At 42.0% G+C, this 13,115-nt stretch carries 8 protein-coding genes; 3 read left to right on the top strand and 5 right to left on the bottom strand.

The genetic code is table 11. The annotated features are described in order from the left end of the window. Positions 1-65: 65 nt before the first annotated feature. Entirely contained in the window at positions 66-3,758 is a 3,693-nt protein-coding gene (metH, locus tag FTT94_RS00890; RefSeq protein ID WP_180170046.1) for a methionine synthase, read from the bottom strand. Between the two features lie 480 nt (positions 3,759-4,238). Here metH and FTT94_RS00885 point away from each other — a divergent pair, with 480 nt between their 5' ends. Beyond that, positions 4,239-5,858: an inorganic phosphate transporter gene (locus FTT94_RS00885; protein WP_180170057.1), complete on the top strand. Its 1,620-nt coding sequence runs from the start codon at positions 4,239-4,241 to the stop codon at positions 5,856-5,858. Positions 5,859-6,023: 165 nt separating this feature from the next. On the opposite strand, the gene FTT94_RS00880 is transcribed toward FTT94_RS00885, so the two are convergent. The 3 genes from FTT94_RS00880 to FTT94_RS00870 form a co-directional block, all read right to left on the bottom strand. Beyond that, positions 6,024-7,574, bottom strand: a complete 1,551-nt coding sequence (locus tag FTT94_RS00880; RefSeq protein WP_180170045.1) for a hypothetical protein — start codon at positions 7,572-7,574, stop codon at positions 6,024-6,026. A 219-nt stretch (positions 7,575-7,793) separates the two neighbouring features. Then, a complete protein-coding gene (locus FTT94_RS00875) occupies positions 7,794-7,973 on the bottom strand; it encodes a hypothetical protein (protein WP_180005268.1) in 180 nt (59 codons plus the stop codon). A 245-nt stretch (positions 7,974-8,218) separates the two neighbouring features. Beyond that, a complete protein-coding gene (locus tag FTT94_RS00870; protein WP_111884441.1) occupies positions 8,219-8,836 on the bottom strand; it encodes a rhomboid family intramembrane serine protease in 618 nt (205 codons plus the stop codon). Between the two features lie 158 nt (positions 8,837-8,994). Between FTT94_RS00870 and nfuA the strand changes: the two genes are divergently transcribed. Next, positions 8,995-9,633, top strand: coding sequence for a Fe-S biogenesis protein NfuA (gene nfuA, locus FTT94_RS00865; protein WP_078189947.1), 639 nt, complete (start codon positions 8,995-8,997; stop codon positions 9,631-9,633). A 232-nt stretch (positions 9,634-9,865) separates the two neighbouring features. Beyond that, positions 9,866-12,061, top strand: a complete 2,196-nt coding sequence (locus FTT94_RS00860) for a TonB-dependent siderophore receptor (protein WP_180170044.1) — start codon at positions 9,866-9,868, stop codon at positions 12,059-12,061. Positions 12,062-12,098: 37 nt separating this feature from the next. Here FTT94_RS00860 and FTT94_RS00855 read toward each other — a convergent pair whose 3' ends face one another. Then, the gene (locus FTT94_RS00855; RefSeq protein WP_180024089.1) at positions 12,099-13,106 is read right to left on the bottom strand and encodes a hypothetical protein; all 1,008 of its coding nucleotides are present in this window, start codon (positions 13,104-13,106) and stop codon (positions 12,099-12,101) included. Positions 13,107-13,115: the final 9 nt, after the last annotated feature.

Genomic DNA, 13,115 nt, shown 5'->3' with positions numbered 1-13,115 from the left:
GTGTTTTTAAGATTTTTGATTATAAATAAAAAAACCCCTCATTCGAGGGGATTTTTTCAAACTAATTATTGAACCGAATCATCCAAATTCGGTGCTAACCAACGCTTCGCCTCATCTAACGTCCAGCCTTTACGTTTTGCATAATCCTCAAGCTGATCGCCTGCGATTTTACCTACGTTAAAGTATTGGCTTTCAGGGTTTGCATAATAGAAACCGCTGACAGATGAAGGCGGCCACATTGCAAAGCTAGTGGTCAATTGCGTACCAATCTTGTCAGTAGAACCTAACCAGTCAAACAACGGCGCTTTTTCAGAATGCTCAGGGCAAGCAGGGTAGCCCGGTGCAGGACGGATGCCCACATACTTCTCTTTAATCAATTCTTCATTGCTTAACGTTTCAGACGCTTGGTTGCCCCAGAACTCTTTACGGATACGTTCATGCAAATGCTCCGCAAACGCTTCTGCAAAACGGTCACCTAAAGATTGCGCAAGAATTGCAGAATAGTCATCGCCTTTGGCTTTGTACTCATTTGCCATTTCTTCTGCACCAAAGATCGATACAGTGAAACCGCCCAAGTAGTCATCAACATTCGCATCGGCAGGCGCAATAAAGTCCGCCAATGACAAGTTCGGCTTGCCTGTAACTTTGTCAGACTGCTGACGGATATGCTCAAAAGTATGCGTCACTGTTTTTGCAGTTTCATCAAACACTTGAACCGTGTCTGCACCTGAACGGGCAGCAGGGTAAATACCAAAGACAGCGCGTGCATCAAAACGTTTGTTATCAATGATGTCTTTCAGCATGGTCTGCGCTTGTTCATACAAGTCAGTGGCAGCTTCACCCACCACTTCATCAGTCAGAATCGCAGGGAATTTACCCGCCAAGCTCCAAGAAATAAAGAATGGTGTCCAGTCGAAGTATTCAACCAACGTTTCCAATGGATAATTGGTCAGCGTTTGCGTACCAATAAAGTTTGGTTTCACAGGCGCATTGGCTGCAAAATCAATTTTCAAACCATTTTCAATTGATTCAGCATAAGTCAGCTTGGCTGCTTTTGGCTGTTTGTTGGCAATACGCTCACGGACTTTTTCATATTCAGCACGTGTGTCTTCAACAAATTTAGGCTTCATTTCTTTAGAAAGTAAAGTTGTTGCTACACCCACCGCACGCGATGCATCGGCAACATAAATGACTGCATCATTTGAATATTGCGGATCAATTTTCACTGCCGTATGCGCTTTAGAAGTGGTTGCACCGCCAATCATCAATGGAACATTAAAGCCTTTGCGCTGCATTTCTTTCGCAACAAAAACCATTTCATCCAGTGACGGCGTAATCAGGCCAGATAGACCAATAATGTCGACTTTCTCATCAATGGCAGTTTGCAGAATCTTCTCGCAAGGCACCATCACGCCAAGGTCGATGATGTCATAACCATTACAGCCAAGTACTACGCCCACGATATTTTTACCAATGTCATGTACGTCACCTTTCACGGTTGCCATCAGGACTTTACCCTTAGATTGGCCAGCTGTTTTTTCCGCTTCAATGAACGGATTCAGCCAAGCTACAGCCTGTTTCATGACACGTGCAGATTTCACCACTTGCGGCAGGAACATTTTGCCTGAACCGAACAAATCACCTACCACATTCATGCCGTCCATCAGCGGGCCTTCAATCACATCTAAAGGACGAGCTGATTTTAAACGCGCTTCTTCAGTATCTTCATCAATGAACGTTGTGATACCTTTCACCAAAGCATGCTCAAGACGTTTTTCAACTGGAAGTTCACGCCATTCCAAGTTTTCAACTTGTTTTTGTGCAGCGCCTTGACCACGGTATTTTTCAGCAACTTCAAGCAGCTTTTCTGTTGCTTCTTGATGGCTTTCACCTTGGTTTTGGTTCAAGATCACATCTTCAACCGCAGCTTTCAGTTCAGCATCAATATCATCATAAATCGCCATTTGACCTGCGTTGACAATACCCATAGTCATGCCTTGCTGAATGGCATGGTATAAGAACACTGAGTGAATCGCTTCACGTACAGGCTCGTTACCGCGGAATGAGAATGATACGTTAGACACACCGCCTGAAATCATCGCATGCGGCAAGTTTTGCTTAATCCAGCCAGTCGCTTCAATGAAGTCCACAGCATAGTTGTTGTGTTCTTCGATACCTGTTGCGACTGCAAATACGTTCGGGTCAAAAATGATGTCTTCAGCAGGGAAGCCCACTTCATTGACCAATACATCATAAGAACGCTTACAGATTTCTTTTTTACGTGCAGCAGTGTCGGCCTGACCATTTTCGTCAAAGGCCATCACAATTACGGCAGCGCCATACTGACGGCACAAACGCGCTTTTGCAACGAACTCGTCATAGCCTTCTTTTAAGGAAATCGAGTTAACAACCGCTTTACCTTGTACACATTTTAAGCCCGCTTCAATGATTTCCCATTTAGATGAGTCAATCATGATCGGCACACGTGAAATTTCAGGTTCAGAGGCTACAAGATTCAGGAAGTGCACCATTGCGCCTTCTGAATCCAGCATGCCTTCATCCATGTTGATGTCGATAATCTGAGCACCGGCTTCAACTTGCTGCTGTGCAACTTCTAAAGCTTCGGCAAAGTTTTCTTCACGGATTAAACGTAGGAATTTTTTAGAACCTGTCACGTTGGTACGTTCACCGACGTTTACAAACAGCGAATCTTCTGTAATGTTGAACGGCTCTAAACCGCTCAGACGGCAAGCGGGTTTGGTTTCTGGCACTTGGCGCGGCGCAATGTCTTTTACGGCATTGGCAATAGCACGGATGTGATCCGGCGTTGTACCGCAGCAGCCGCCAGTGATGTTAATCAGGCCGCTTTCTGCAAATTCTTTAATAAATGCAGCGGTTTGTTCAGGGGTTTCATCATAACCGCCGAAGGCATTTGGTAAGCCAGCGTTCGGATGCGCCGAAACAAAAGTATCAGCAACGTCAGCAATGGTTTTTACATGTGGACGCATGGCATCTGCACCGAGGGCACAGTTAAAGCCAATAGACAATAAGTCACCATGACGCACAGAGTTCCAGAACGCTTCAGCAGTTTGGCCAGTTAAAGTTCGGCCAGAGGCATCGGTAATCGTGCCTGAAATCATCAATGGCAATTCATAGCCAAGCTGATTAAACACTTCTTTTACTGCAAAAATGGCAGCTTTACAGTTCAAAGTATCGAATACAGTTTCAATGAGCAGAATATCGGCACCGCCTTCAATCAGGGCATGCGCAGCTTCAATATAGTTTTCTTTAAGCTCATCAAAAGTAATATTACGGAATGCAGGGTCATTTACATTTGGCGAGATTGAGCAAGTACGTGAAGTTGGCCCAAGCACACCAGCCACAAAACGTGGTTTTTCAGGTGTTGAGTATTTTTCACAAGCGGCTTTGGCAATACGCGCTGCTTCACGGTTGATCTCTGATACCAAATCTTCCATGTGGTAGTCAGACATTGAAACTTTAGTGCCGTTAAAGCTGTTGGTTTCAATGATGTCTGCGCCAGCATCGAGGTAGGCTTCATGAATGCCTTGAATAATTTGCGGTTGAGTCAACACCAATAGGTCATTATTGCCTTTGAGGTCAGATGCCCAATCTGCAAAACGCTCACCACGGTAGTCAGCTTCTTCGAGTTTATGACGCTGAATCATGGTGCCCATTGCACCGTCGATAATCAGAATCCGTTGAGCGAGCAGCTCTTTTAGGGTGGCAAGCGTGGACATAAATAACCCCAATCCGATGGAATATAAAATCGGCAAATATATTAACAGAATTCATTGCAGTTTTATTGATATTCAATCATCTTCACAGTGCGCAATTATTAGCTTGTTGAATTAATGAGCAATATTGCAACTTGCTAATTTCATATTCCAATTTCATATAAATGTATGGAAAGCTTCATGAATTTGTCATATTGCTCAGGCAAGATTAAAAAACATCCAGCAGGGCTATGCAAAATGACAAAAAAACATGACAGATGAAATATAAGTTGAAATATTGGGTTTCAAAGAAAATAAAGTTTAAATACGCAGATTAAATAACTGATTTACTTTATGAAAGTAGAGTAGGGAAGTCGGTTTTTAACACTTAAAAAAAAACAAATAAAGCATGAAAAATTGCTTTATATGACACCGCTTTGTCATATAATTGTCATAATTAAATTGAACAATATGGGGATTTTAAAATCCTCTATTCCTGCCTGCATGAATTCTAAACAAACTCCCGTAGATTCAGCGCACACGTCGACTCCTCAAAAGTCCACGAATGTTCATGTGCCTACACCGAAATTCTTTATGCCGGTATTTTTAACGCTGATTATTTCAACGTTGATATATATTGGTTTTCAGGTGACTGCCGATTTAGCGCATGTTCCGCCTTTAAGTCTTTATTCAATGATTTTATTGGGCACAGCCTTATTCATCGCACTTGGCTTTGAATTTGTAAATGGTTTCCATGACACTGCAAATGCAGTAGCAACAGTGATTTATACCAACGCCTTGTCAGCACCAGTTGCAGTAATGTGGGCGGGTTTCTGTAACTTTCTGGGTGTAATGGTTGCCAGTGGTGCAGTCGCTTACGGCATTATTGCTTTATTACCTGTTGAATTGATTATGAACGTTGGTTCAGGTGCAGGTTTTGCCATGGTTTTCGCAATGCTGATCGCAGCGATTTTGTGGAATTTAGGAACTTGGTTCTTAGGCATCCCTGCGTCTAGTTCGCATACTTTGATTGGTTCTATTCTTGGCGTTGGCATCATGAACTACCTGTTAAATGCAGGCGGTGGTGCGAGCGGTGTAGATATGGAGCAGGTGCTTAAAGTCGGTAAGGCGTTATTGTTCTCGCCACTGATTGGTTTTGCATTTGCGGCTCTCGTTTTCTTGTTGGTGAAGCGTATTTTCCGCAAACAGCTTGAACTGTTTCAACCACCAGAAGGCAATAAGCCGCCACCACCATTGATTCGTGCAATTTTGATCTTTACCTGTACAGGTGTAAGTTTTGCGCACGGTTCAAATGATGGTCAAAAAGGTATGGGTCTGATCATGCTGATTTTGATCGGATGTGTGCCATTGGCTTATTCATTGAATAAGAACTTAGATAATCAACATATTCAATCTTTCCATCAGTTATCTGCTCAAACTGCGACTGCGATCTATGCAGAGCATAATGACATTCCTGATGCAAAAGCACGTGATGTACTCACCAAATACATTCAAACCAAAGAAGTCAGTCCAGAAGTTGTGCCAGCTTTGGCAAGTTTGACGGATCATTTAGGTGAGCGAGTTGCACAGTATGGCGACTTAAAAGATATTCCTGAACAAGAAGTATCTTCGATTCGTAATGATATGTACTTAAGTACCACTGCTTTTAAACGTCTAGATAAAGCTGAACAACTACCAGCAATGGCAGAAGCTGAACAAAAGACAGTGAAGGAATATCGTAGTCACTTAGATTCGTTCTTACAGTACATTCCAACATGGGTAAAAGTCGCTGTTGCATTGGCACTGGGTCTTGGAACCATGGTGGGTTGGAAACGTATTGTCGTGACTGTAGGTGAGCGTATTGGTAAAAACCACATGACCTATGGTCAGGGCATGTCTGCCGAGCTTGTTGCTATGTCAACGATTGCTGCTGCAGATGGTTTTGGTATGCCAGTATCGACGACACACGTACTTAACTCTGCGGTTGCAGGTACTATGGTCGCGAATAAATCGGGTCTGAACTTTGCAACAGTGAAAACCATTCTATCGGCTTGGGTCTTTACTTTACCTGCAACGATCTGTCTATCAGGCTGCTTGTACTGGTTATTCTTGAAAGTGTTCTAAGCAACTCAAATTCCAGATATAAAAAAACGCTGCTTCGGCAGCGTTTTTTTATGGCTGTATCTCAGACATCACCGATTTTAATGGGATGACTGAGAGCTGAATTAGAACAATCAAACTAGCGAGTTGAAACTTTGCAAAGTTCAACACTTATTTGAACCAATGCAATTACGCTTTTTTAAACAGTCCCAATACTTTTTTCACGGGCAGTTTTTCTTCAGCAAAACCATACAGCGCTGCAAAAGGTAAGGCTGTACGCGCCAAATAAGCCACACGCCATAAGCCACCATGGTTGGCACCATGCATCAAGAGTTCTAATGGATGGTCTAGCGTTGTTTCAGGGTTAGCAACCGATTGAGGGTTTCTCAAGTCATGAATCCATAAAGCCGCCATGAGTGCATTGGTGGTTTCAGGTTGAAAGGATTCCACATCAAATAAACTCGCACCATTAAATGCGGCCTTTAATAATGGATTCTTCGTCACTGAGCGGGTCGTGGTGGATGGCGCAATATTGATACTAACCCGCTGACCATTTTGACGTGCCACAGTTGCGCGCCATTGTTGGATACGTTTTGCCAGTGCGTAGTTTGGACCTTGTTCCACCACCAGACAGTCAGCAATACCATAGGATTTTCCATTGTCTGCTGTGGTGGTTTGCTCATTATTTTGCTTAAAGAAATGCTGACCTGTGACTTTGGCAATGCTTTGCGTCAATAGCTTTTGTGCAGACGCACGGTTTTGGAATTTGGCTTGCGCAGCCGTAACAATCTCTTCTGGAACCGCAAAGACATCGGTTGGAGTACACATAAACATCAAGCTGGTGTCGGCTTTTTGTTGGCTGACATAGGCCATGATGCTGTCCATTGCCATTGCAACACGAACATGCTTTTCACCATCTAAATAGGCAATTGCAGCCAGATCAAGTTGATGTTCACTTTGTGCAAGCCACTGTGCAATTTCAGGAATGTGTGTCAGTAAATTGGCGCCCAATTTGTGTTTTAGTTCTTGAATGGGCATGTCTTCATGCACAGTGTCGAGACTCGGTGCATATAAAGTGGCATTACCAGCTTGAACAATGCTTAAGATTCGATCCCAAACACGTTCATTATTGAGGTCGATTGCCACAATATTGGCTTTCCATTTTGCTAACCACGTCAGTGGGCCAGCTTCGGAAGCAGCACCAAAAAGCACCATAGTCCGATCTGACAAATCGAACCATTCTGGGTGGGCAATGGCTTCACGTAATGCGTCGGCATGACTGGCTTCAATGATGCCAGCATCTTGCCATTTTTGAATCTGAGCCAGTAACGCCTCACCTTGCAGTTTTTGGCCATGATAGGGCACATACCACTCAGGCGCTGCGTCACTTTCACCTTTTAATTTCACGGTATGCAGTGGATGTGCAGTTAAAGCCACTGCATCTTTGAGCGTATGCTTTTCTTGATCACGATAAAATTCAAAGACGTGATGCGCTTTATTTAAACCTTGCTCAGCAATGTTGATCGCTGCTTCAGATGATTGAATCCCTTGTTCAACCAAGGCTTTAAAATATTCAGGATATTTTTTACGCCAGTTTTTTTCTTGTTTTGCACGTACAGAAGACTGATGGTCAACTGCAGCTAAGGCTTCAGCGATAATTTCACGACCGGTTTTAGATGTACTCGGCTTTTGGTTTGAAGCCGAAATGGGAAATTGAAGACCTTCAGTTGAACTCGACATGCAAAATATCTCAGCTAATTTTGTCATTAATATACAGATGTATACATTATCTATGCCAAATTAAAAAACAGGGTGGCATAAAATGCCAGATTTATATGATTTGTCATGTGCTTTTGTGAACTTTCGTAGAATATACAGCTTCAAATTTTACTGACGGAATTGAAAAAGCCTTCGGTTTGAAGGCTTAAAAGAAGAGGGCATTAAATCAATAACGGCAAATCAACAACGGCCTTTTTTAGCCTGTCCGGGCGGGCAAAAGTCGCCATGGCGATCTGGGTAATTATAAGGATAGTGATTACGATCTGGGTCGACCACGATACTGCCTTCACGAGTGTGAACGGCACAAGCACTCAACACGCAGGTCAACAGCAAACTTGAGAACATCAGGACTATTTTCATTGGAATTTTCCTTTTTTATTCTGTGTCATTTCAGTTTAAATCAGGGCAAGGGTAGATAGCGTTTCAATCTGCTGTGAAATTGTATAGCTCGATATTCAAAGTGCGGTGCTGTAAATGTGGGAAATTGGCTAAAGAAAAAAATTAAAGGACATTTCGGTTTAACGAAGCACAATAAAAAAGCCTAAACTGAAACGGTTTAGGCTGTCATTTTCAGGTTAAATCCAGCTGATTTTTTAGACTTAACGTTAGAAAGGAACGTTTAATAACTGACTTAAGAAATGTGGAATGAGCTTCGGTTCAAGAATAATCGTCATGATTACACCATACGCTGCGCCCCAAAGGTGTGCGCTGTGGTTAATGTTGCTGTTGCCACGTTTACCTGACCAGATACTATAAGCAACATATAGCACGGCAAAAATAATCGCAGGAACAGGAATAAAGAATACAAAAATCAGTTTCCACGGCTCAAACAAGATATAAGCAAAGAGTACTGCAGATACTGCCCCAGAAGCCCCTAAACTTGCCCAATGGGTATCATGCTTATGTTTTAAATAACTCGGAATAATCGCAGCGATCAAACCGCCTAAATAAAACAATACAAAGCCCATGTCGAAGAAATATTGGCGATAAAAACTTTCAATCACGCTACCAAAGAAAAATAAGGTAATCATGTTGAACAATAGGTGCGCGCCATCTGCATGAATAAAACCATGGCTAATAAATCGGTCATATTCGCCACGACTGAGGGCTGGCGGCCAAAATAACAAACGATTCATCACTTTCTGATTTGAAAATGCAATCAGTGAAATCACCACCGTAATCAGGATAATGGTCACGGTGTGGTTAAAGGGTAGACCCAACATATATGACTATTCTACTTGTTAAAATTTATGCTCAATAATGCCATTAAAACGGCTTAAAGCGTGAACTTTCAGAATAATTCCGACAATTTTAGTTGATTTTTTTCTAATGCCCCGCATCTTAAGTTAAAATAGCGACTTCAGCTTGAGGAAATATTGTAATGTCGACTGAGAACAACAGCACAGCAGTTGCTGAAGAAATTCCAAACCTATTGATCACTCCAAATGCCCAAGAGTATTTGAAAGATCTTTTGGATAAACAAAATACACCGGGCATTGGTGTACGTGTTTTTGTGGAAAATCCGGGTACGCCACGTGCTGAATGTTGTATGGCTTACAGTGCACCAGAAGAAGTTGTGCCTACAGACTATAAACAAGACTATCCAGATTTCCCTGCATTTATTGACACACCGTCTATTCCATATCTTTTGGATGCGGTAATTGACTATAACAAAGACCGTTTTGGTGGTCAGTTAACTTTCCGTGCACCAAACTCAAAAGTGCCACGTGTGGGTCCAGATGCCTCTGTAGAAGAGCGAATCACTTATGTTCTACAGTCAGAAATTAATCCTGGCCTTGCCGGTCATGGTGGTAACTGTGCATTGGTAGAAGTGGTTGAAGATGCAGAGCATGGTTTAACTGCAGTGCTTAAATTCGGTGGTGGTTGCCAAGGTTGTTCTTCAATCGATTTAACCTTGAAACAAGGTGTTGAAACAACATTGAAGCAGCATGTACCTGAATTAATGCGTGTTGTTGACCAAACGGATCACAGTAATACTGAAGGTGCTTATTTCAAATAAGTTCAGTATTGTTATAAAAAAGCCGCAATGATGCGGCTTTTTTATTGTCTAAATCAAATAAAACGAAGATTTTTAAATGGTTTCTGAGGTTTTTACAGTGAGATGATAAGCGATATCACAAATATAAATGAGAATGATTATTAAAATTAGTTGCAATATTGTTCGTGGTAGTTACAATGTGCAACACAATATTCAAGATTTCTCCATAAATACGTTCATTTGGAAGCACTCAATGACCAAACAACTATTAAAATCAACGCTTACACTTTCAATACTCTGTGCATTGGTAAGTTTGTCGCATGCAGAAGATGTGCAAACTGAAGCAACAGACGAATCCGTAACGAAGATGGAAACCATTGTTGTTACTGCAGCAGAACAGGTTAAACAATCATTAGGTGCTTCAAAAATTACGGCAGAAGATTTAGAAAAAATGCCGGTTGTGAATGATATTTCAGAGTATGTGCGCCGTATGCCGGGTGTGAATTTGACTGGTAACAGTGCCACCGGGCAACGTGGTAATAACCGTCAGATTGATATCCGTGGTATGGGGCCTGAAAACACGTTGATCTTAATTGATGGCAAGCCTGTAAATTCGAGAAACTCAGTACGTTATGGCTGGCGCGGTGAGCGTGATACACGTGGTGATTCGAACTGGGTACCTGCGGATGCTATTGAATCGATTGAAGTGCTGCGTGGTCCAGCAGCAGCGCGTTATGGTTCAGGTGCGATGGGTGGTGTGGTCAATATTAAAACCAAGAAAGTGACCAACGACGTGCATGGCTCTGTGGAAGTTTTTACCAATCAACCTGAAGACGCTAAAGAGGGCGCAAGTCACCGTGAAAGCTTTAACTTAAGCGGGCCAATTCTCAAAGATGTCCTTTCATATCGGTTATACGGTAGTTATAACAAAACCGATTCAGATGCTGCGGATATTAATGCCTTAATGGACAATGGCGCGCGTATGGCGGGTCGAGAAGGCGTAGAGAATAAAGATATTGCTGGGCGCTTGGCTTGGCAGTTGAATGATCAACAAGTCTTGATGTTTGATGCAAGTGTTGGCCGCCAAGGCAACCGTTTTGCAGGCGACAGTCAAAACAGTGTATTTGATCCAGCCGATCCAAACAAAGCACCAATTTTATCCGCTTTAATCGGTGAAGAAACCAATACCATTTATCGTGATAGTTTTGCATTAACTCATGAAGGTACGTGGGGTTGGGGTGACAGTAAACTCATAGCGCAATATGACAAAACCAAAAATAAGCGCTTACCTGAAGGTACAGGCGGTAGTACAGAGGGTCAGATTAATAATCTTGAAAATAAACAAACGTCACATCTAGAAACCATTCGCTTTAATGCAGAAGCCAATCTGCCGTTCCAATGGTATGTCCCACAAGTATTAACTTTAGGCACTGAGTGGGTCGAAGATGACTTTACCGATACGGTTAATACACAAGCTGGCGCAGGCGGTTTTGGTGATGCGCTGACTTCAGGTGACCGTTCACAAATGGATTCACGGATTGCGTCGGCCTATATTGAAAATAATATGAATTTGGGCGAAAGCACCGATGTTGTTTTGGCACTGCGTTATGATAATCATAGTAAATCGGGAGATAGCTGGAGTCCAAGTCTCAATATTACGCAAAAACTTGGTGACTATTGGACACTAAAAGGTGGTGTAGCTAAGGCGTATAAAGCACCCAATATGTACCAAAATGCGGAAGGTTATCTGTTAAGCACTCGCGGTAATGGCTGTCCAATTGGGCTGAGCCAATGTTTATTACAAGGTAATGGTGATCTCAAACCTGAAACTTCAGTGAATAAAGAATTAGGTGTACAGTTTGAAAAAGACATCGTAAATGCAAGCTTTGCATGGTTCCGTAATGATTATAAAAATAAGATCGTTGCAGGGGATACACGTCTAGAAGAACTAGAAGTAAATGGAACAACATATAATGTACTGCGTTGGATGAATACGCCAGAAGCCTTGGTGGAAGGTGTTGAAGGAAGTATTTCTTTGGACTGGGGTGATATCACGTGGACCAATAACGTCACCTATATGATCAACTCTGAAGATAAACGTACTGGCAATCCACTTTCAGTGATTCCAAATTACACCATAAACTCTATTTTGAACTACAACATCACGGATCGATTAGACAGTAACTTTGTCTATACCCAATATGGTCGTCAAAAACCACGTCAATATGCAGAAACTAGTCTTGAAAGCAAAAATGGCTTGGCGATGGATAGCGTGAAAAGTTATGGCATTGCAGGCATTAACTTTGGTTATAAATTTAATGCGGACTTGAGTGCTCGTATCGGTGTGAATAACCTATTTGATGAGCAAAAACTGCGTGATAAAACGGTCAACCAAACATATAACGAGCCGGGTCGAGCTTACTATGCAAGTTTGAAATACCAATTCTAAGTATTTCCAAAAGAAAAGCCGCTTCACGCGGCTTTTTTTATGTTGGGATATTTAAAATTTTCAGTGCTTCACTTGAGTAGTAGAATTGTTCTAAATAGAGACGTGAACGCTCACGCAAATAACCCGACTCAATCATTTGTTGAACGATAGGATTGAGTAAGTTTTGAAGTTCATGCTGAATCAGTGCTTCATCAATATTTAAATCACGTAGCAATAAATCAAAAGGGCGTTCTGCATTGCGCACGTACCAAGCGTATACGCCATCATGCACTTGCTGTTTCATATACTCAGACTGTCGCATAAAGTCCCAAATTTCATGACCCATGGCAACTGTTTGCGGCAAGTCCTGAACTTCAACATAGTTCTTTAATACTGAAACTGGCAGCGCTTTAATTTTATGCCACAAATTGGCTTGAAAATGGTACAGCTTATGATCATCAAAGTGCTGATTTAACACGGTTTCACTCATTTGACTGAGCTTTAAAATATTCTTTTGTAAGTATTTGCTGACTGCATTATCTAAATTGGTATCAGTGACATTTTCCAGTACCGATTTCCCCATTTTCATAAATCGTGAAACACCGGGGACAGATTTCGCAATAACTGAGTTGTCTAAATAATCTTGTATCGCATGTTGAATCAACTGACTGATCATGGCTGAAAATGCAGGATTGTTGACCATGGTATGAATTAAACGTTGACGATGTCCCTGTTTACTCGCCACATACTGTGCAATTTTATCAATGGTCAACACAGGAATGATTTCGGCAATCGTGGTGCTGTCATTTGCAGGATGAATCAGTGCAAATTTGATATGTTCAGCAATTTGCTCAATCAGAAATTGACTTGCAGGGGTATTTAAAATTTGTTTCTGCAACAAGGCATTGATTTGATCAAAACTCCAAATCTGCTGCAAAGATTGTTTACGAAACCATTGATAAAAATGGGTGAATTCAGTGGCTACGGTATCATTGTGTGAAAAGCTCTGATCTAAAAAGTTCAGTTGAGCGTCAATCAACTGCTCAATCATCGGGTTTTTCTGCATACTTTCCCT

Source organism: Acinetobacter sp. YH12027 (assembly GCF_013420085.1).
Taxonomy (GTDB): domain Bacteria; phylum Pseudomonadota; class Gammaproteobacteria; order Pseudomonadales; family Moraxellaceae; genus Acinetobacter; species Acinetobacter amyesii.
The sequence above is the reverse complement of the archived record's forward strand: the minus strand, read 5'-3'. Positions and strand labels throughout refer to the sequence as shown.